Source organism: Mesorhizobium sp. WSM2240, assembly GCF_040438645.1.
Taxonomy (GTDB): Bacteria; Pseudomonadota; Alphaproteobacteria; order Rhizobiales; family Rhizobiaceae; genus Allomesorhizobium.
Genome location: NZ_CP159253.1, coordinates 1,984,160 through 2,004,424 on the forward strand (window position 1 = coordinate 1,984,160; position 20,265 = coordinate 2,004,424).

20 protein-coding genes and 1 pseudogene are annotated in these 20,265 nt (G+C 61.3%); 9 read left to right on the forward strand and 12 right to left on the reverse strand.

Going from position 1 to position 20,265, the window contains the following annotated elements; all coding sequences use genetic code 11:
- Positions 1-116: 116 nt before the first annotated feature.
- Together ABVK50_RS09485 and ABVK50_RS09490 are read left to right on the forward strand one after the other, a co-directional pair.
- Positions 117-806 (forward strand): annotated as a pseudogene (locus tag ABVK50_RS09485) (dihydroxy-acid dehydratase); the annotation flags it as partial.
- A 61-nt stretch (positions 807-867) separates the two neighbouring features.
- The gene (locus ABVK50_RS09490) at positions 868-1,071 is read left to right on the forward strand and encodes a nuclear transport factor 2 family protein (RefSeq protein WP_353647044.1); all 204 of its coding nucleotides are present in this window, start codon (positions 868-870) and stop codon (positions 1,069-1,071) included.
- Between the two features lie 202 nt (positions 1,072-1,273).
- Here the strand turns inward: ABVK50_RS09490 and ABVK50_RS09495 are convergent, their stop codons facing one another.
- The 4 genes from ABVK50_RS09495 to ABVK50_RS09510 are packed head-to-tail and all read right to left on the reverse strand — an operon-like array spanning position 1,274 to position 5,683.
- Positions 1,274-2,221, reverse strand: coding sequence for an ABC transporter permease (locus ABVK50_RS09495; RefSeq protein WP_353641797.1), 948 nt, complete (start codon positions 2,219-2,221; stop codon positions 1,274-1,276).
- On the reverse strand, positions 2,218-3,159 hold the full coding sequence (locus ABVK50_RS09500; RefSeq protein WP_353641796.1) for an ABC transporter permease: 942 nt from the start codon (positions 3,157-3,159) through the stop codon (positions 2,218-2,220). The genes ABVK50_RS09495 and ABVK50_RS09500 overlap by 4 nt, the downstream gene beginning before the upstream one ends.
- On the reverse strand, positions 3,159-4,625 hold the full coding sequence (locus ABVK50_RS09505) for a sugar ABC transporter ATP-binding protein (protein ID WP_353641795.1): 1,467 nt from the start codon (positions 4,623-4,625) through the stop codon (positions 3,159-3,161). Before ABVK50_RS09505 ends, ABVK50_RS09500 begins: the two co-directional genes overlap by 1 nt.
- A gap of 47 nt (positions 4,626-4,672) precedes the next feature.
- Positions 4,673-5,683 carry an ABC transporter substrate-binding protein gene (locus ABVK50_RS09510; protein WP_353641794.1) on the reverse strand — a complete coding sequence of 337 codons (1,011 nt, stop codon included), beginning with the start codon at positions 5,681-5,683 and terminating at the stop codon, positions 4,673-4,675.
- 155 nt (positions 5,684-5,838) lie between these two features.
- Between ABVK50_RS09510 and ABVK50_RS09515 the strand changes: the two genes are divergently transcribed.
- Positions 5,839-6,555 (forward strand): GntR family transcriptional regulator, encoded by a 717-nt coding sequence (locus tag ABVK50_RS09515; RefSeq protein WP_353641793.1) that lies wholly within the window; start codon positions 5,839-5,841, stop codon positions 6,553-6,555.
- A 799-nt stretch (positions 6,556-7,354) separates the two neighbouring features.
- Here ABVK50_RS09515 and ABVK50_RS09520 read toward each other — a convergent pair.
- Positions 7,355-7,882: a carboxymuconolactone decarboxylase family protein gene (locus ABVK50_RS09520; protein ID WP_353641792.1), complete on the reverse strand. Its 528-nt coding sequence runs from the start codon at positions 7,880-7,882 to the stop codon at positions 7,355-7,357.
- A 296-nt stretch (positions 7,883-8,178) separates the two neighbouring features.
- On the opposite strand from ABVK50_RS09520, the gene ABVK50_RS09525 reads away from it, so the two are divergent.
- The 4 genes from ABVK50_RS09525 to ABVK50_RS09540 are packed head-to-tail and all read left to right on the forward strand — an operon-like array spanning position 8,179 to position 13,302.
- A complete protein-coding gene (locus ABVK50_RS09525; protein ID WP_353641791.1) occupies positions 8,179-11,580 on the forward strand; it encodes a PAS domain-containing protein in 3,402 nt (1,133 codons plus the stop codon).
- A complete protein-coding gene (locus tag ABVK50_RS09530) occupies positions 11,577-12,221 on the forward strand; it encodes a response regulator (RefSeq protein ID WP_353641790.1) in 645 nt (214 codons plus the stop codon). The genes ABVK50_RS09525 and ABVK50_RS09530 overlap by 4 nt, the downstream gene beginning before the upstream one ends.
- Positions 12,218-12,595, forward strand: a complete 378-nt coding sequence (locus ABVK50_RS09535; protein WP_353641789.1) for a response regulator — start codon at positions 12,218-12,220, stop codon at positions 12,593-12,595. Before ABVK50_RS09530 ends, ABVK50_RS09535 begins: the two co-directional genes overlap by 4 nt.
- 2 nt (positions 12,596-12,597) lie before the next feature.
- Positions 12,598-13,302, forward strand: coding sequence for a response regulator transcription factor (locus ABVK50_RS09540; protein ID WP_353641788.1), 705 nt, complete (start codon positions 12,598-12,600; stop codon positions 13,300-13,302).
- A gap of 694 nt (positions 13,303-13,996) precedes the next feature.
- On the opposite strand, the gene ABVK50_RS09545 is transcribed toward ABVK50_RS09540, so the two are convergent.
- The 7 genes from ABVK50_RS09545 to ABVK50_RS09575 form a co-directional block, all read right to left on the reverse strand.
- Entirely contained in the window at positions 13,997-14,749 is a 753-nt protein-coding gene (locus tag ABVK50_RS09545; protein ID WP_353641787.1) for an SDR family oxidoreductase, read from the reverse strand.
- Complete coding sequence (locus ABVK50_RS09550; protein ID WP_353641786.1) at positions 14,733-15,380, reverse strand: glutathione S-transferase C-terminal domain-containing protein; 648 nt, start codon at positions 15,378-15,380, stop codon at positions 14,733-14,735. Before ABVK50_RS09550 ends, ABVK50_RS09545 begins: the two co-directional genes overlap by 17 nt.
- Before the next feature lie 63 nt (positions 15,381-15,443).
- Entirely contained in the window at positions 15,444-15,881 is a 438-nt protein-coding gene (locus ABVK50_RS09555) for a CBS domain-containing protein (RefSeq protein ID WP_353641785.1), read from the reverse strand.
- Between the two features lie 88 nt (positions 15,882-15,969).
- A complete protein-coding gene (locus ABVK50_RS09560) occupies positions 15,970-16,371 on the reverse strand; it encodes a cupin domain-containing protein (RefSeq protein WP_353641784.1) in 402 nt (133 codons plus the stop codon).
- A 105-nt stretch (positions 16,372-16,476) separates the two neighbouring features.
- Positions 16,477-17,298 carry an alpha/beta hydrolase gene (locus tag ABVK50_RS09565; RefSeq protein WP_353641783.1) on the reverse strand — a complete coding sequence of 274 codons (822 nt, stop codon included), beginning with the start codon at positions 17,296-17,298 and terminating at the stop codon, positions 16,477-16,479.
- Between the two features lie 87 nt (positions 17,299-17,385).
- Positions 17,386-18,138, reverse strand: coding sequence for an SDR family oxidoreductase (locus ABVK50_RS09570; protein ID WP_353641782.1), 753 nt, complete (start codon positions 18,136-18,138; stop codon positions 17,386-17,388).
- A gap of 69 nt (positions 18,139-18,207) precedes the next feature.
- Positions 18,208-18,987 carry an alpha/beta hydrolase gene (locus ABVK50_RS09575; RefSeq protein ID WP_353641781.1) on the reverse strand — a complete coding sequence of 260 codons (780 nt, stop codon included), beginning with the start codon at positions 18,985-18,987 and terminating at the stop codon, positions 18,208-18,210.
- 500 nt (positions 18,988-19,487) lie between these two features.
- Between ABVK50_RS09575 and ABVK50_RS09580 the strand changes: the two genes are divergently transcribed.
- Together ABVK50_RS09580 and ABVK50_RS09585 are read left to right on the forward strand one after the other, a co-directional pair.
- Entirely contained in the window at positions 19,488-19,769 is a 282-nt protein-coding gene (locus ABVK50_RS09580) for a GNAT family N-acetyltransferase (RefSeq protein ID WP_353641780.1), read from the forward strand.
- A gap of 43 nt (positions 19,770-19,812) precedes the next feature.
- Positions 19,813-20,244, forward strand: a complete 432-nt coding sequence (locus tag ABVK50_RS09585; protein WP_353641779.1) for a DUF1810 family protein — start codon at positions 19,813-19,815, stop codon at positions 20,242-20,244.
- The last annotated feature ends 21 nt before the right edge of the window (positions 20,245-20,265 follow it).

The window sequence follows — 20,265 nt, forward strand, 5'->3', positions numbered from 1 at the left end:
CGGCGGAACCGGCCAGATCGGCCTCGCCGTTGCGAAGCGCAGGCAGGGTAAAGTAAATTTCACAACCTGACCCCGCGCCAGTACGCTACCGTCGATCCGGATTTAAGGAGGCGGTTATGGCCCACAACGAACGCTCACAGCACATCACCCGAGGCATCGCCCGTTCGCCGAACCGGGCGATGTATTACGCACTGGGTTATGAGAAAGCCGATTTCGACAAGCCGATGATCGGCATCGCCAATGGGCACTCCACGATCACGCCATGCAATGCCGGGCTCCAGCCGCTCGCGAACGCGGCCGTGGACGCCATCAAGGCGGCCGGGGCCAATCCGCAAATCTTCGGGACGCCCACCATCTCGGATGGCATGTCCATGGGAACGGAGGGCATGAAGTATTCCCTCGTCTCGCGTGAGGTCATCGCAGACTGTGTAGAGATTTCGGTGCAAGGACAGTGGATGGATGGCGTTCTGGTGATTGGGGGCTGCGACAAGAACATGCCCGGCGGCATGATCGGGATTCTCCGCGCCAATGTTCCAGCCATTTACGTCTATGGGGGCACCATCAAGCCCGGCCATTGGAAAGGCCAGAGCCTGTCCATCGTGTCGGCTTTCGAGGCCGTTGGCGCTTATATGGCGGGAAACTTGAGCGAGGAGGATTTCGAAGGCATAGAGCGCAACGCCTGTCCGACAACCGGCTCCTGCGCCGGCATGTACACCGCCAACACCATGAGTTCCTCCTTCGAGGCGCTGGGCATGTCGCTGTTCTACTCCTCCAACATGGCTAATCCCGACCAGGAGAAGATCGAGGGGAAGCATGCCTTGGGGGGCTCGCTTCGAGGGCAAAGAGAACGTGCGAAAAGCGCTGGCAATGCGTTTTGAAGGTCTCCCCGACGTCCACTACGGCAAGGATGAGCATTTTTTTGATTCGACTGCCGACACGGGAATCTCGAAATGGACACTCACGGGCACCACTCCCGACGGGACGCCAAAGGAGGTCCAAGGGTGCGACTTCTACACGTTCCGTGACGGTAAGGTCATCCGCAAAGACTCGTACTGGAAAATCGTGGAGTAATGGCGCGCGCCGACCGTTTCACACATGAGCAGACAGTCAGACCCATGTTCGGCAATGACTACAATGGGGCCGGATGCAGACCGGCAGCTTTCGGATCCGCAACGAAGATTGCAGACGCTCAACCTATGCGACCGAGGTCGCGATTTGATCCCCAAAGCCGACCTTGCGACCGGTCACGGATTCGGCCTCAAGCGTGCGGCCGTCAGCCCGAGGGTTTGCGACCGCTGGCGATAGTGATAACCGCGATGATGATCACACCGGTGAGCACCATCCTGATGCCAGCTCCGAAGCCATAAGTGTTGAGCATGGTGACGAGCAGGAACAGCAGCATGGCTGCGCCCCACAGGCCCGGCAGATTGGCGAAGCCACCCGCCACCGAGGTCCCGCCGATCACCACGACGGCAATCGAGGCGAGCAGGTACTCCGCGCCCATGTTGAGCGCGGCGCCGCCGGAGAAACCTGAAACCACATAGCCCGTCAGGCCGGCGAACATGCCGCACATGACATAGGTGGCGAAGCGCACGCGGTCGACTGGCAGGCCCGCAAGCCGCGCGGCGCGCGCGTTCTGGCCGATCGCCGTTACGGTCCGCCCGAACACCGTACGGTGCAGGATCACGCTCATCACGAACGTGATGAGCATGCCCGCCACGGCAAGGATCGGGATGCCCCACAGGATCCACGTGGTGAAGTCGGCGAGCAGTGGTGGCGGCTTGATGCGCAGGCCCCGGCTGTATGAGATGGCGGCGGACAGAAACAGGAAGCTGGACGACAGCGTGGCGATGATTGGCGGTATGCGAAGCAACCGGATCAGCCCGTAGTTAAAGACGCCGACGCCGGCGCCGCAGCCGAGCGCGATCGCCAGCCCCGGCACGATCATCGCGTTGCTGCCGTCCATGATCTTCATTGAGACCGCTCCGGCGAGTGTCATGGTGGCGGGAATGGAGAGGTCGACGTTGCCCGGACCGAGCGTGATGACATACATCTGCCCGATGGCTACCAGCACCGAGAAAGTGGCGAAGGACAGCGCAGCGGTCAGCACGCCGCCGCCGCCGAGCCCCTCGGTGAAGGCGATGGTGGCGAGCCAAATCGCCAGCGCCCCGGCATAGGCGCCGATCCACGGTTTCCTAAGCAGTAGGCGCAGTGCCGTCATGTGCCACGCGCCTCCGCCCGGTTGATGATCACGCGCAGCGCCAGTACCAGGATGAGGATGGCGCCCTGCGCGCCGATCTGCCAGTCGGGATTGAGCCGCAGGAAGGACAGGAAGGAGCCGGCAAGCGTCAACGTCATGGCGCCGATGACCGCGCCGACCGGCGAGATGCGGCCGCCGGTGAATTCGCCGCCGCCGAGGATAACACCGGCGATGGAGAGCAGCGTGTAACGCAAGGCGATGTTGGCGTCGCCGGAAGTAGTGAGCCCGACCAGCGACAGGCCTGAGCACATGCCGAACAGCCCGGCCAGCGCAAACATGATCATCTTGGCCTTCAGCAGCGACCAGCCGGCACGCTCGACCGAGCGTGGATTGCCGCCCACACCGCGCAGCACCGCGCCCAGGGCGGAGCGCATCAGCCAGAAGTGCACGACCACCGCGAGAGAGAGCAGGGCGTAGATCGTGAACGGCACCAGCGGCGTCTTCCAGGTCATCAGCGCTCGCAGCCAGTCCGGTGCCTTGCCGCCGGGCGTCGGCAGCACGAGGATCGCCAGGCCGAGCCAGACGAAGGACATGCCAAGCGTCACGACGATGGATGGCAGGTTCCTGAGATGGATCAACGCGCCGACCGCGGCATAGATCAGAATGCCGCCTGCCAGCGCCGCCATCCCGAGCAGCGGCTGCTCGTTGAGCCATGTGGCGGCGACGCAGGCGACGAACCCAACATAGGCGCCGAGCGACAGGTCAAGATCGTTTACTGTGATGACGAACATCTGGGCGATGGTCGCAAAGGCGATCGGCAGCGCGAGATTGAGCAGTAGGTTAAGGCCGACATAGCTCATGGCGCGTGGCTGCAGCCAGAATACCGCCAGCAGGATGGCGACGAAGGACAGCATTGGCAGCAGGATGCGGGCGTTGCGGGCCAGGAATGAAACTGGCATCAGGCGGCAGCCTCGAAAGAGGAATGCAGCACCCGTTCCTCAATGATGGAGTCGCCGGAAAGCTCGGCGACGATGCGCCCGTTGCGGAACACATAAACCCGGTCGCAATGCTTCAACTCGTCCATCTCGGTCGTGTACCAGAGGAACGTGCGCCCCGCCGCCGCTTCCTGCCTCAGCATGCCGTAAACTTCCTGCTTCGTGCCGATGTCGACACCGCGCATAGGATCGTCCATGAGAATGATGTCGGCGTCAGAACCGAGGGCGCGGGCGAACAGCACCTTCTGCTGATTGCCGCCGGACAGGGAGAGGATCGGATTGGCAATGTCCGGCGTACGGATGCCGATCTTCTGCTTCCACTCCTCGCCCATGCGCGCTTCCGCGCGCGGATCGATTAGCCACCCTTTGGTCAGACGCGTCAGAGAACTGATGGTGGCGTTGCCGCAAATCGACCAGAGCGGAAACAAGCCGTCGGTCTGCCGGTCGCCGGCAACCATTGCCGTGCTGCCGGACACTGTGACGCCGGCCTGCGCCTTGCGTTGACCTTGGAAGATGCGGACCAACATATCGGCCTGGCCATGACCGCCGAGACCGGCTAGGCCGATCACCTCGCCGCGATTGGCCACCAGCGTGGTTGAGTCGCCCTGCGCCTCGGGTACCGCCGAGACCTTGAGTTCAACGGCGGCGGTTGCCGAGCGCTGCTCGCGCGGAGCCTGTTCCTGTGCCACGCTGCCCATGCTCTCGACGAGCGTGGCCCGTGTGAAGTCGCGCGCCACCCGGTCTGCGACAACGCCGCCGTCGCGCATGACCACGATGCGGTCGGCGGTAGTCAGGATTTCGTTGAGAAGGTGCGAGATGAGGATCACTGCGCCGCCGCTGGTGACGAAGTTTCGCACAAAGGCGAGCAACTGGCCGGCCAGCACGCCGTCCAGCGACGAGGTCGGCTCGTCAAGGATAACCAGCCGGACCGGCGTGTCGGTTGCCGAGAAGGCGCGGGCGATCTCGACCATCTGCCGCCTCGCGATGGACAGGTCGCCTACGAGCTGTGACGGGTCGATGTCATGGCCGGGAAAAATTGAGTCGAGCATGCCGCCGATCAGCGTTGCGGCGCGGCGGCGCCAGCCGATCCCCTTCAGCGGCGGATGCATGATTCGAGCGTTCTCGGCGACCGACAGGTTCGGGCAGAGCGACAGCTCCTGGAAGACACAGCGTATGCCCAAGCGGTTCGCGGCGGTGACTCCATAGCGCTCGGAAACATCGTCGCCCGAAATCAGAATGCGGCCGGCCGACGCCGAGAGCGTGCCGGCGAGGATGTTCATCAGCGTTGACTTGCCGGCGCCGTTGTGCCCGACAAGGCCGAGGCACACGCCGGCCGGCATCGCGAGGCTGACCCGCGCAAGCGCGCGAACGGCGCCGAAACTCTTTTCGACGCCATCCAGATGAATGAGGACGTTATGGTCGTTCTGCATCCGCGTCGGCGGGCCGCCTGTCGAGTGGCCGCCCGCCCGGTCCAATATTACATGCCGCCGATGACCTTCTGCGCGTCCTCAAGCGAATATTCGGTGTTGGCCACGCCGCCCGCTTCCGTATTGGCGAGGTTCTCCTCGAGATTCGCCTGGTCGATGCGCAGGAATGGCACGGTCAGGTCCTTGGGTACGTTCTTGCCGTCCAGGATCTGCTGGGCAACCCAGAACGCCAGTGTCGAGACGCCGGGAGCGATCGACACCGACATGGTCTCGTAGCCGTTAGCGTCCTTCTGTTCCTTCCACCAGGCGAGTTCATCCTGGCGGTTGCCCATGATGATGAGCGGTGTCGGCCGTTTGGCGGCTTTGAAGGCCTGCGCCGCACCGTAGCCGTCGCCGCCCTGCGTCACGACCGCCTTGATCTCGGGCAACGAAGGCAGGATGCCGGCAACGGCCTTCTGCGCGACATCCTGCGCCCAGTCGCCATGCACCGAGCCGACGATCTTAAACTGCGGGTTCTCCGCCACGCCCTCGTGGATACCCTTCGAAATCTCGTCGTCGACGAAGACGCCGGCGAGGCCGCGGATCTCCAGCAGATTGCCGCCTTCTGGCATCTTCTCCTTAAGGTAGAGGACCTCATCCTTGCCCATCTGCTTGAAGTCGACGGCAATGCGCCATGCGCAGGGCTCAGTGACGATGCCATCGAAGGACACGACCGTTATGCCGGCGTCGCATGCCTCCTTCACGGCGCCGTTGAGCGCGTCCGGCGAGGCCGCGTTGATGACGATCGCATCATAACCCTGGAGGATCATGTTCTGAATCTGCGCCGCCTGCTCGGTTACCTGGTTCTCGGCCGTGGTGAAGGCGTCAGCCGCAGCGACGACCTTGTCGGCGACTGCCTGTTTGGTGACCTTGTCCCAGCTCTTCAGCATGGCCTGGCGCCATGAATTGCCGGCATAGTTGTTGGAAAGCGCGATCCGCTTGTCCGAGGTATCGGCTTGAGATGCGGTTGCCGCGAGGATGAACCCCGTGGCCAGAATTGCCCGATGCACAACTTTGTTCATTACTTCCTCCCTTTGGCGTCGTCGTCGCTGTTGGCGTGATCGACTGCCGGTTTGCGGCCTAATTGCGGATTTGGGTAAATTGCCCGAACCCCTCCACTTCGGCCCGGGCCAAGGCCGCCATTGGCACGCGGCAATCAACCTACTAACATGCCAGTATGGGCGCAACTGAAGAAACGGATCTGAAGGTGGGCTCCCCTGTAGTGCGCATGACGCGGCCCTCCGGGGCTACAGCTCGGGTCGTCGACGGGCTACGCCGTGCCATCGTCAACCTGGAATTTGAACCCGGGGCCAAACTGGACAAGGCCGAGCTGACGCGCCGATTCGGTGTGTCGCGTTGCCCCGTCGCCGAGGCGTTGAACCGCCTCAAGGCGGAGGGTCTGGTGGACATCCGCCCGCAAAGCGGATCGATCGTTGCGTGCATACGCCTTGCCGATGCGCGCGAGAATATGTTCCTCCGCCGCGCCCTGGAAGGGGAGGCCGTTGCGCACCACGCGCAACACCGCTCGAAAGAGCTGCTTTCAGCATTGCGGCTCAACATGCGCCAGCAGAAAGCAGCGATCGCTGCGGACGATCGTGCGCGCTTCCACCGGCTCGACCTGGAATTGCACGACCTGTTTGTCTCAGTGGTCGGCTTTCCGCGCGTACGGGCGGTGGCGGAGGGCGCGCGATTGTCGCTCGACCGCGCCCGCCGGTTGCTGATCACGCCGAGGCGGATTGCCCTGACCTGCAGGGAACATGCCGCAATCGTCGCGGCGATCGCCGCCGGCGATGCCCTTGCTGCCCGAAACGCAATGTCGGCCCATCTCGATTCGGTGATTGGGGAACTGGAAGACTTCGCCAGGGAATACCCGACGCTATTTGACGGCAACTGACTGGTGCACGGCCCCCGCTCAGGCTCCACCAGCGAATATCTTGACGTGCTGAGCGCATTCGTCGGACAGGCTTTAACGCGCTCGAAATCCTCCCAGTTGCATTGCGGCAGCCACAACGGTCAGTTCCTTTTTGTGGAATTCGGATCCATGAATTCGTGCCAGCATTCCATGCCTGTCTTTCCTGCGCTGCTGATCAAACTGTGAAGATACATGTCATTTCTTCTTCGGCTGCCATGGGCCGTCAGCGAACCGGCAGCTTCAGGCTGCAAATCTTCAGGAGCGGACATTCAGGTCGGCGTGGGGATCGTCGTGACCTGACCCAAATACGCCATTGAATAGCCGTTTCACCAATGACCGCTTTCGCATGCGGAAGGCGCCTTAAGCACTCGACAAAGCGAGTGCTGGACGACGCACGGTCGCCGGTCTGACATATCTTGGGATTCGCTGGCCGCGGCTCCGCTGTTCTGTCCATGCCGTGGATGCCCTGGCCCGACGCAGATGCTGCCGCAGGTGACGCCATTGACGCCACCGAAATGCGACCTGAATAACTCGGCTTTCGCATCGTGCCTTTCGAGATGCCGAAACAGATGGCGCCTAGGTGGTCGCCAAAATGCGCGAGATTCCGCTCGCTTCGGATCGTGAGAATGGTGTTGGTGCGCGAGACCGTTATGAACGCATGGCATCGCTGACGGCACGGCGAGCTTTGCGGCTGCGGTTCCAGCCGCCAGCATATTGTCGTCGACCACTTCACCGAAAGGCTGAGGCGGCACAGGGATCTGTGCCGCCTCAGATGAACCGGTTACTTGAGTGCTGCTTTGTCCAGGCCGAACTTGCCGTCTGCCGATCCAGGCTCGGTCTTGAAGCCGACGTTCAGACGGTTCCAGGAGTTGACCACCATGACGACGAAGGACAGATCGGAGATTTCCTTCTCCGACAGCTGGGTGCGGACGCGGTCATAGATATCGTCCGGAACGCCTTGCTCTGGCAGCTTGGTCAGAACTTCCGTCCAGGCCAATGCAGCACGCTCACGCGGAGCGAACAGAGTGGAGTCTCTCCACACCGCCAGATGATAGAGGCGCAGTTCCCGCTCGCCGTGGATTTTGGCCTGCTTGACGTGCATGTCGAGGCAGAAAGTGCAGCCGTTGAGCTGCGCAGCGCGAATGGCGACGAGATCCCGGATCGGCTCTTCGATCGAGCTTTCCCGGGTGGCGGCAAGAAGCTCGGTGAATTTCTTGAGCAGCTCCGGCGACTGCTCGGCGTAGTTGATGCGAGGTCCCGCGATTTTCTGCGCTCCGGCACCGGCAGGCGTTTTGGTAGCGATGTTCATGTATGACTCCTTGAAGGCGGTTTAGGTTTGTCGCCTAAAAATCATGCCGGGCGCGGCGGAACCAAGCCATCATGCGAGAGGGCCATGTCTCCGCCCGGGTGGTCTAGAAAGCATCATCCCGAAGGCTAGGTAGGTACGCTTCGGCTCGCCACCGTCTCATGGATTTCCATGAGGTGCGGCTGGGTTCTGGCGGGAGTAGGGTGGGGCGTGATTTCGCCAGCCAGCCAGAATCGAGCACAAGTGCTATCCGAAGCGCTGACAATCCCCAGGCTTTCTTTGTTTGGCAGGAGAGGCCAATGACGACAGCATTCAACTCGCTTGGCGAAATCGACTCCGAAGCGTTGCGAGCGGCTCGGGTCATCGAAAGCGTGGTTGGTAACGCATGGGCGACCGACGCCGCCGGTAAATTCACCTATGTGACTCCGGCGGCGTTGTCGCTCCTTGGCATGACGCTGGAGGAATTCAATTCGCCTTCGGAAGAGGGTCCTTCCGGTTGGAGGCGGATAATCCATCCAGACGATTATGACGGCGCCGTCGCCACATGGCGTCGCTGCCTGCAAACAGGTGAGCATTACAATGTCGAACACCGCCTATTACGCGCGAGCGGTGCTTACGGTTGGAGTCGAAGCTCGGGACAGCCATTGCGTGACAGCCAAGGTCGTGTCCTTGCATGGTACGGCACAATTATTGACGGCGATTTTCCCTCCGTCGCCAGTGCTGCGCTCGAGGAAAAAGCTGCGCCCGACGCACCGCATTCGCTGAGCCTTATTCATCCGGATGACCGGACTGCGGCGGCTCATGCGGCCGCCCGCGCCTTCTGGACGGGCGTTCCCCAAGTCACGAGACATCGGCAGCTCCAGGCCGACGGTAACTATCGTTGGACCGAGACCCGATCGGAGCCGGGGTACAGTGTAAGTGTCGACATCGATGATCTGGTGACAGACAGGGAGCCGCTAACTACGACAGGGTTAGATCCATTGGGTGAAAACGAAGCCGAACCAATCCGGTCGGCGAAGGCCATCGAGAGCATATTCGGCAACGGATGGGCATTCGATGCGGCCGGTAGATGGATCTACCTGCATCCGTTTGCCCAGAATTCCCTCGGGGTGACGCCGGAGGATTTAAATGCTTCTTTGAAGGAGGGTCATACCGCCTGGAAGCGGCTGCTTCATCCGGACGACTATGACCAGATCGCCGCCGCATGGCGACACTGCCTGGAGACCGGCGATCATTTCAATGTCGAGTTTCGCTTTCGGCGTGCGACCGGCATGTATGTCTGGGCTCGAACCGCCGCACGACCAACGCGCGACAGCCAAGGTCGTATCACGGGATGGTTTGGCATCGCGCTTGACATCGACGTTTACAAGAAAACCGTGGCGGCGTTGCGCGATCGGGAGCGGGAGCTCTCGCAACTCGTGGACATGGTTCCGATCCAAATCGCGCGGCATTCGCCCGATGGCCAGCCGACCTTTTTCAACAAGCGCGCGAAAGACTTTTTCGGCTTCGATCTGGCCGATCGCGAAAAGCCGGGCATGAGCCGACTGGCGGCCGCCATCGAGACCGCCGTCCATCCCGATGATGCAGCCAGCTTGACGGAACAGTTCAACCACTGCCTCGTCACCGGCGAACCCTTCTCCAATAAGCACCGCCTGCGTCGCGCGGACGGCGTGTATCGCTGGACGGAGTGCCGTGCGGAGCCGATGCGCGATCAGGATGGAGCGATTGTGCAATGGTACGCAGTCACTCTCGACATCGACGAAGAGGTGCGTGCACAGCAGGCATTGCGCGAAAGCGAGCGCTCGCTGCGCGAGCTCGTTGAAACGCTTCCCGCACGCATCTGGTGCACGACGCCGGATGGCGAGCCGTTCTACTTCAGCAAGCAGTTGCGTGAGTTCTACGGCTTCAACATGGATGCAAGGGATGAGCCCGATAGCACGCGGCTCTCCAGCATACTCGCTGCGACGATCCACCCGGACGATCTGGAGGTCGTGGGAACGCTGTTCGCCCAGAGCCTGGCCACCGGGGAGCCGTACATGGTCAGGCATCGCCAGCGGCGGTTCGACGGCGTGTATCGATGGGTTCAGACGCATGCCACCGCAATGCGCAACGCTGACGGTGCGATTGTGCGGTGGAATGGCGTGAACTTCGACATCGATAACCTGGTGCGCGCACAGGAAGCGCTGCGCGACCGGGAGCGGGAGCTCTCTCAGCTTGTGGATATGGTTCCGAGTCTGCTCTGGCGGCTCTCTCCGGAGGGAGAGCCGACCTTCTTCAACAAGCGCCTGATAAATTTTCTCGGCCTGGACATAGCAGATGCCGACAAGCCGGGCTTGAGTCGGCTGGCGGCCCTCATCGAAGCTGCCGTCCATCCCGATGATGCGTCCAGCCTTGCGGAGGCGTTCAATCATTCCTTTGTCACCGGCGAGCGCTTCTCCAAACGGTATCGCCTGCGGCGTGCCGATGGCGTCTACCGCTGGGTGGAAGCCAGCGCGGTTCCGCTGCGGGATGAGAGCGGTCGCATCGTCCAGTGGTACGGCCTCTCACATGATATCGACGATCAGTTGCGCGTCGAGGAAGCGCTGCGCGAGAGAGAACGCTTCCTCTGGCAGCTCGTCGAAACGCTGCCGGCCATGATCGATTGCGCCGCGCCGGATGGCGAGCCGGTCTATCGCAGCCAGCAGCTTCGCGAATTCCTCGGGTACGAGCTTGAAGAATTGGACGGCACGGGAAAGTCCCGGCTGGCGGGCACGCTCGACGCCGGCGTTCATCCTGACGACGTGGCGGGCGTCAAGGAGAACTATGCCCATTCGTTGGCGACCGGCGAGCCGTATGCGCGCAGGCATCGTCTGCGGCGCTTCGATGGCGAATATCGCTGGGTCGAGACGCGCGCTGCGCCGATGCGCAACGCCGAAGGTGCAATTGTACAGTGGAACGTCATCTGCCTGGAAATTGAAAGTGAGATTCGGGCGCAGGAAGAGCTGCGTCTGGCGCGAGAGGGGCTTGCACGGGCGAGCCAGGCGGCGAGCCTTGCGGAACTTTCGGCTTCTATCGCGCACGAGGTGAACCAGCCACTGGCGGCGATCGTCGCCAACTCACACGCCTGCCACCGTTGGCTTTCCGCCGAGCCTCCGAATGTCGAGCGCGCGAAGGGCACGGCCGATCGCATCATCCGGGACGCCAACTCGGCGGCGGATGTCGTCAGCCGCATCCGTGCATTGTTCAGACAATCTGTGGAGCCGAGGAACGACACGGCGCTCTCGAGCGTGATTGCCGAAGCACGTAATCTCATCGTCGAGGAGGCGGCGCGGCGGCGCATCCGCATGGACGTCGACGTCGACAGCGATCTTCCCTTGGTCGCGCTCGATCGCATCCAGATCCAGCAGGTTCTGGTCAATCTCATTCGTAATGGAATGGATGCGATGGACTCGGTTGCAGGCGAGAGAGTTCTTGCGGTGCGGGTGCGCCGCATGGGGGATGTGGTCCAGACCGAAATCAGCGATCACGGCCTGGGCGTGGAGTTTCCCGAGAGGATATTCGAGCCGTTCTTCACGACGAAAGAGCACGGGATGGGCATGGGGCTCGCGATCTGCCGTTCGATTGTCGAGTCTCACGGCGGACGGCTATGGGCGGAGAAGAACGAATCGCACGGTGCGACGTTCATCTTCACGCTGCCGGTAGAAGTGAAAGCTGCAGCATGACGATGGATAACCATATCGTCTTCATAGTCGATGATGATGCGCGCATTCGGGAGGCGCTCGGCGAGCTACTTGCCTCACACGGCATGTGCGCCATCGCGTTCGGATCGGCCGGCGACTATGTAAGCGCGGAAAAGCCGGATGTTCCTGCCTGCCTCATCCTCGATGTCGAGTTGCCGGATATCAACGGTCTCGATCTGCAGAGGCAGATCGCAGAGGGCAATCATCCGCCGATCGTCTTCGTAACAGGGCACGGCGACATCCCGTCCTCGGTGCGTGCGATCAAGCACGGCGCCGTGGACTTCCTGACCAAGCCTTTCAGCGATGCGGATCTCATGGTCGCGATCCACACGGCGATCGCCCAAGATCGGGAAAAGAGATCGGAGCGCGCTGAACTCGGCGTGCTGAGGCAACGCTATCTCGAGCTCACGCCGCGCGAACGCGAGGTGCTGCCGCTGGTTGTGAGCGGTCTGCTCAATAAGCAGGCCGCCGCCGAACTGAGGATCAGCGAGGTCACACTGGAAATTCATAGAAGGAACGTGATGCAGAAAATGATGGCGGCGTCGCTCGCCGATCTCGTGCGTATCGCGGAGCGATTGGAAATACCCATCACCCACTCGCGTCGAGGGGGGAACCGGGCGTGAGCAAGGTAAGACCAGTCGTGGCGGTTGTCGATGACGATCCAAGGCTGCTCGAGTCACTCGAGGATCTTCTGGAGTCCGCGGGCTATGTAGCCCGCAGCTTCTCGTCGGCGGGATCGCTGCTCGCCAGCGGGCTGTCGGGCATAGACGTTCTCATCACTGACATTGGGATGCCTAGCATGGACGGTTTTGAACTTCGCGACGTGGTGAAGAACGCGCGCCCGGAGCTGCCGGTGTTCCTGATCACCGGCCGCCACGAAATAGCCGATCAGCATCGCGCCCAAGGTGTCAACAGATGCTTTCGGAAGCCTTTCGATGCAAAGATCCTGCTGGCGGCCGTCAGCGATGCCTTACGCAACCGAGAAACTGGAGGGTGAGCATGAGAAATGACCAGCCGCTCGTGCGGAGATCGGCACCACGGTACTCGCAAGAGACCCGCGAGGCGGAACAGCCGCTTGTCATCATCGTTGACGACGACGCATCCGTCCGGGAGGCGTTGTCGGAATTGATCCTGTCGGCCGGCTTCCAGCCCGCGAGCTTTGCATCCACGCGTGAATTGCTCGACGCCGACTTACTGGACAAGCCCGGATGCCTGATCCTGGATGTTCGCATGCCAGGCGCGAGCGGCCTCGACCTGCAGCGTCAACTCGCCGGGAACGGCAATCCAAAACCGATCATCTTCCTGACCGGGCATGGCGACATTCCCATGACCGTTCAGGCGATGAAGGCCGGCGCCGTCGATTTTCTCACCAAGCCGGTCCGCGACCAGACGCTGCTTGACGCCGTGATTGCGGGCATTGCCATCGATGCCGCGCGGCGGGTGGAGGCCGTGGTCGTGAAGCGTAATGTCGAACGCCTCGAGACGCTGACGCCGCGCGAGCGCGAGGTCCTGCATCAAGTAGCGCGCGGGCGCCTCAACAAGCAGATCGCGTTCGACCTTGGCATCAGTGAAGTGACGGTGAAGCTGCATCGCGGCAATGTCATGCGCAAAATGGAGGCCGCCTCCATCGGCGAGCTGATCCGGACATGGGAAACGCTGCCTGCGCCGATGCGCGAGGCCGGCGCGACCAAGGCCGTGGCTTGAAGCCGACAGCAAGCCCCGCGGCGACCTCGTCTCGATTCGTGGGTGATGTTATGTTCCGCATGTTGGTCCTGTGCCAAGTTTGTGGATGACATCCTCAAGACGGAAGCGCCACAGCGCTTCGATCACTACGGCTCGGGATACGGTCTGAGGACGTCAAGAATACCGATATATCTTTGATAATCATCATCAAAGGACGGTAACGCCTTCTTGGAAGCATTTCGTTGGATATGCGAGATGTCGATCGTTTGAGCGGGAGGCGCCGCTAACGTTCTACCCGAGATAATGGATGGGGCAGTCAATAACAGGCCGGCTACGATTCCCAGAGATATCGAGATCAGAGTGAGTCTATTCGTTATGATAGCCTCCGTGATTTTGCATGTCTCTGGCTTGCTCAGCCGAGACTAAATAAATGATATGGTAGTATGTGAAGCAAATTTGGCCGATCACATTGAGAGATAGAGCCGGCAATACCTAAGAATAGGTTGGATTCACAAAAATTGGAATGATGATTATCTTACGAGTATTATGTACTGGAAAGAATTAATCGAATTTTCCTGGGTGAAGGCCACGGGAAGTCAGCCGACTGCGTCCCAAGGGCATTGATGTGCCATCGGTTTTGGTCGCAGAAGGTGGCTTGGCGCCAGCGCGTCATTGCCTGGCGATCCGCTACATCATCGAAGATCTGGGCGGGCGGTCATGTGAGGCCCAGACCTCCGTCGACGGCGATCACCTGCCCGGTTACCCACTCGGACGCCGGATCGGCCAGATGGACAATCCATCTGGCAACGTCGTCCGGAGTGCCGCGCCGTTTGAGCGGTATTTGCTCGCGCTCCGCTTCCTCGATAACCGCAGCATGCTCCGGCGAGAGTCCCATCATGCGTGTCAGCGCGCCCGATTCGGTCGGGCCGGCAGCGACGGCGTTAACGCGCACGCCCTGAGGCGCGAGCTCCAGCGCCCAGCAGCGGGTCAGGTGCTCCAGCGCTGCCTTGCTGGCGGCGTAATGCGAGAGACCAGCCCCGGGCTTGTGGCCGAACGTGCTCGATATATTGATTATCGTTCCCTTCGTCGCCGCCAGATGCGGAAGGGCGGCCGCTGCCAGCAGGCTGGGACCAACGACATTCACGGCGAAGATGTTCGTGATCAACTCGGCGGTAGCATCTTTGAGAGACAAGAGAGCGCCTGCGCCGGCATTGTTGACCAGCACGTCCAGGCGGCCCCATGTGTCGACTGCTTTCGCAATTGTCCGCGCCGCGTCCTCAGGTGCCGCAACGTCGGCGACGAGGCCCCTTATGTTCGGGTGCTCCGCGACCACTTCGTCCAGCATCGCCGAGCGGCGTCCCGTTATGACGACCTTCGCGCCTTGCCTCGCAAAGGTCAGCGCTGCCGCGCGGCCGATGCCGGAGCTTCCGCCGGTGACGATGACGACCTTATCATCCAGCATGGACATGATTTCGCTCCTCACGAATGGAGGACACTCGTTCATTGTCGATCAACGAGATCAGGCCCTCTTGCCGCATGGCGGCTTGCACTGCCGGACGGCTCGCCATGCGGTGGCGGAGCGCAACGAAAGATTCGGGGATGCGCACATCAAAACGCTCGGCCCACAACAGCATCACAAACAGATAAAAATCCGCCACACTGGGCGCTGCACCAAACAGGTAGTCGGTCACAATGCCGTCGGCCAGATTGTCCAGCAGTCTGGAAATGGTCGCTCTTGCTTGTGCCTTCTGGGCTTCGGTTCCCCCATGCCACATCGGCTTGAAGCTGCGGTGCACCTCAGTCGAGATGAAAGCCAGCGCTTCCAGAACCCGCGTGCGACCCAGGCTCCCCGGAACGGCAAGAGCTGGATATTCCATGGCAAGCCAATCGAGAATGGCGATGTTCTCGGTAAGAATCTCTCCGCTGTCCAGCACCAGTGCCGGAACGTAGCCCTTAGGCGTTACGTCGTTGAAGTCGGCTCCCGAAGCTGTCCGTTTCGTCTTGAGATTGACGCCCTCCCGTTCGAAGGGCACTCCCGTCTCGAGCAAGGCGATATGATCAGCCAGGCTGCAGGCAAAAGGGCTGTAGTATAATTTCATAATTGGGATCCTTTTGACGGGGACATTCTTCTAGGCGTCGTGCCGTCACTGCAGAGGAATGAGCTAGCGGTAACCGACGCCGGAGACGTAGTTGAACAGCATCCGCTCCTGCATTTCTTCTTGCTCGAACAGGACTTTCATCGCGTCGCGTATGTCCAGTATGCCGCGGGGCCTGGCGCCGACATCGATCACGGGAATGTTCTGCAGACTTCGCGCTGCCATGATCTGCCATACGTCATGGACGTCGTCCTGCGGACTGCACGAGACGATGGATCTGCTCATCAGGGCCGATACCGGTGGCGCCGACGAAGTCGGGCTGGTGAGATGGCGGACGAGGTCGGATTTGCTAAGCACGCCTTCCGCACCTCCGCCGACATTGCACACCACAACGAGGCCGATGCCGGGCCTGGAAAGCGAAAGAGCGGCCGCTTGTACGGTTGCATTGAAATCGATCACGGCAAGACGTGACGACGTCAAAGCATGCAGTTTGTCGATAGGCATTGCGGCCGTCCTTGGTTGGGTGGCCGTGCCGCCGAACTCTTCGGCGGGCGGCGCTCTTTCGTTCAAACAGGGCGATGAAATCCCAGCATCATTCGTCGTAGGGCAGCACCAGTTCCGTCTCGTTAGTGTCGACGACGAAGACGGCCAGCAGCCGGGCGGGTTCGGTTGCGCTGGCATTCTCGCTAACACTGTGACGATCGCCAGGAAACTCGGACCAGCTTTCGCCAGCGCGATAGGTGACCACCGGGCCATCATTGACCTGGCTCTTAATCGCCCCTTCAAGGACCGTGGCGTAGATGAAGGCGGATTTGGGATGGAGATGCGCGGGCGACGTGCCGCCTGGCTCATATTCGACGAGCACGCCTCTCATGCTCTTGCCGGGCACGTTCGGAAGCGGTTGGTCATAGACCAGAGTGACTTTGCCGGCGGCTAGCGCGCCGGACGCGAGGCTGACTGCCAGGGCGGCGGTGCATAGGATGATCCTGATCATTGTCTTGGCTCCAGTTTGCGGTTGAGGATGGATGGATGATCGCCGGCCGGAGGGGCGGCGCCGGCCGGCGATCTGGCTCTCGCTTGAGGAGGGTGCAGCTCGAGCCTATGAGTTGATGAAGGCAAGCAGGTCGGTGTTGACCTGATCCTGATGCGTGGCCGTGATGCCGTGTGGAGCGCCGGGATAGTAGACATCCTTGGCGCCCTTGATCAGCTTCGCCGACTTCCGGGCCGAATCCTTGACTGGGACGATCTGATCGTCTTCCCCATGCAGGACCAGCGTCGGGACATCGAATTTCTTGAGGTCTTCGGTGAAGTCCGTCTCGGAGAACGCCTTCACGCATTCATAGGCGTTCTTCATGCCTGCCTGCATGCTCCACAGCCAGAATTGATCCAGCATGCCTTGCGAGACTTTCGCGCCCGGCCGGTTTGCGCCGTAAAAGGCGACCGCCAGTTCCTTGTAGTATTGCGACCGGTCGCCGGCGACGCCGGCACGAATACCGTCGAAGACCTCGATCGCCAGGCCCTCCGGATTGGCCTCGGTCTTCAGCATGATCGGAGGAACGGCAGCAATGAGAACCGCCTTGGCGACCCGCTTGGTCCCGTGCCGACCGATGTAACGAGCGACCTCGCCGCCGCCTGTGGAGTGACCCACCAAAGTGGCGTCCTTGAGGTCGAGCGCCTCGATGACGGCGGCGAGATCGTCGGCATAGCCGTCCATGTCGTTCCCGGAGGAGGCCTGGCTCGACCGGCCGTGTCCGCGCCGGTCGTGTGCGACCACGCGGAACCCGTTCCGCACGAGGAAGAGCATCTGTCCGTCCCAGGCGTCAGAATTCAGCGGCCAGCCGTGAGAGAATGTTATGACCGGGCCAGCGCCCCAGTCCTTGTAGTAGATTTCCGTACCATCTTTGGTGGTTATCGTGCTCATCGTCTTGTTCTGTTGCTTGGGTGGGAAGCCTGAGGCCCGCGCGGCATCGGGGTGACGCGCGCGGGCCGCGGCGGATGCGGATCAGTGTCACTGGAGCGCAGCGTGGCTGAACCAGTCCTCGAAGCGCGTTGCGCCGATGCGCGGGTTGTCGCCGGGGACAAGCGACCTGTCATCGAGTTCCGTGCCGAAATAGCGCGCGTGGGGATCCGCAATCACCTTGCGCGGATCGTTGGTCGCTTTCAGGAACCGCGCGACAAGGTCGCTCATGCGGACCGGTTCGGGCCCGGCGATCTCGATTACGCCGTTGGTCGGCGCGGAGAGCGCCACGTCGGTCATGATGTCGGCGACGTCGTCAGACGCGATCGGCTGAAAATAAGCGGATGGCAGGGCGGCGGTTTCCCCGATCGTTGCCGACTGAGCGATGCCGCCCAGGAATTCAAAGAACTGCGTCGAGTGGACAATGGTATAGGGAATCCCGGAATCCCTGATCAGCTTCTCCTGAACCATCTTGGCGCGCAGATAGCCGCTGTTAGGCAGGCGCTCAGCCCCTACGACGGAGAGCGCGATGTGGTGTTTCACACCAGCCGATGCTTCGGCAGAGAGCAGGTTCCGGCCGGATGTCTCAAAGAACTCCAGAACGGCCTCGTCCTCGAACGAGGGCGAATTCGCCAGATCGATGACGACCTGGGCTCCCGCCACGGCCTCGGCCAGGCCCTCGCCAGTGATCGTGTTGACGCCAGAATTCGGCGATGCCGCCAACACTTCGTGGCCCTTCTTGCGCAGCCTCTCAACGGTCTTTGATCCGATGAGCCCGGTGCCGCCTATGACGACGATTTTCATGTCGAACCTCCTTGTTCGCTTGTTAAGGTTGGGTTGCCTCACTTAGCCGACCATGCGGCAGGCGCTCTTTCACTCTGCCTTCGCGGCGTCCTCGATGAGCGAGGCGACCTTGTCGGGATGCGAAACCATCAGTGCGTGAGATGCGCCCTCAACGACCACGGTCTTCACCGCATGCGCACGCTCGGCCATGAACTTCATGACCGCCGGCGGGATATTGCGATCGGCCGAGCCGTAGATCGCGTAGGACGGAATTGTCTTCCAGGAGGCGGCGCCGGAGGGCTCGGCCAAAGCGGCGTCCGTGACCGGGCGCTGGGTTGCCGCCATCAGGCTGGCTTGCGCCACTGAGACGTCGGCGGCGAACTGCTCGTGAAACTTTTCCGGCTGGATGTAGAGGTCCCGTACTCCATCGGCCCGTGCCACCGGCAGAAGCGCATCGCCCAGCGTACTGCCCGGGAACTTTCCGGCAAGCGTAAGGCTGGACTCACCGGTATCCGGCGCGAACCCGGCCACATAGACCAGCGCCTTCACATTGTTCTTTCCGTTCGCTGCCTCGGTTATGACCGGGCCGCCATAGGAGTGCCCCACCAGCACGACCGGTCCGGGGAGTGATCCGACGATGGCCGAAAAGGCCGCAGCATCGCCCGAAACACTGCGGAACGGGTTGGCCGCGGCGATCGTACGGTAGCCATCCTTGTTGAGTTCGGCGATGACACCGTTCCAGCTCGCTGATTCCGCAAAGGCCCCGTGTACCAGCACGATCGTCGGCTTGCTCTCAGCGACTTGCGCAGAGGCGCTTCCGGCAAGAGCAAGCGACGCAGCGAGCGTCATCGTTCCTATAAGTTTGCACATCGTCTTCTCCGCATGGGCCGGGGTGGCCAACGCTGTAAACAATGCGACGGAGGCGCCGGCCAAACTATCCGACGGAAGCATCTGTCGTGCGATGCGAAGGTCTAGGACCGCTGCACCAAGAGTTGGGAAACTCTGATCGGCAGGTAAGCCGAGGGCAGTATCCCAGGTATTGGTCGATCGGACATTGGGCAAATGGTCAGCACCGAACTCTGCGAGGTCCGCGCTGGCAGTTTGATCACTTCCATCGGCAGGAGCGCCCATCGCTCGCAACGCTGATGTGACGGGCCAATCCACCGAGACTGCAGCAAGACATATACCGCGGTATGGCTAGCCCTCACCCTCGATCCAATCGACCGCAAATCCCCGCCAATATAGCGTCTTCACATGACTAAGCCGCTAAGTGTCGACCGATCAAAAGGGATCTCATACCGACAGGGCGATGGCCGCTGAAACCACTCAGCCGCAGAAGAACGCGGCGCACAATTTTGAGGGGCTCGCAAATGAATGCGAACGTCATCGAAAATACTCAAGAAAGTCGTTTCGAGCTGCCGATCGCCGACGGAGCGCTCGCTGCGGCCTACTACCGGGTCGAGGACGGGCGAATTGTTCTGATCCACACGGAAGTTCCGTCGGAATTTTCTGGGCAAGGGATCGGATCGCGATTGGCGCACGGCACGTTCGAGCTGCTCCGCAAAACTGGCCGCAAGGCGATTCTGAAGTGCCCGTTCATGAGCCGGTTCTTCGTCAAGCACCCGGAGCACGCGGACATCGTCGCTGGATGATTGCAGGCGAAATTGTTGCTGTTTGGAAATAGGGTGAGCGAAAATGAGCGATGAATATAATTTGCAGAGGTTCGTCCGTGCACAGAACCGAGTCTACGGCGATGCGATCCGTATTCTACGTCGAGGAATGATGTGTACCCCCTACATGGAGTTCATCTTTCCGAGGCTGGCATGCAAACGAAGCGACGCGGCGCCTGAACCTTTCGCCATTACGTCCCTCGATGAAGCCAGCGCCTACCTCTCATCTCCGCTGCTGGGAGGTCGCTATCGGGAATGCGTTGGTACACTGCAACGGCTCTCGAACGTAAGTGCTGGCGCCGTCTTCGGCGATGCTGACGCGCGGAAATTGCACGCGTCACTGACGCTGTTTTCCGAAGCAAGCAGCGACGAGTTCCTGCTGGAGACTATGTTTGACGTCTGGTTCGACGGTCTGCTCGACGAGGAGACCATGATCCAGCTCAACCTGATGTCGTAGTGTCCGACCTCTGCCTGGTGG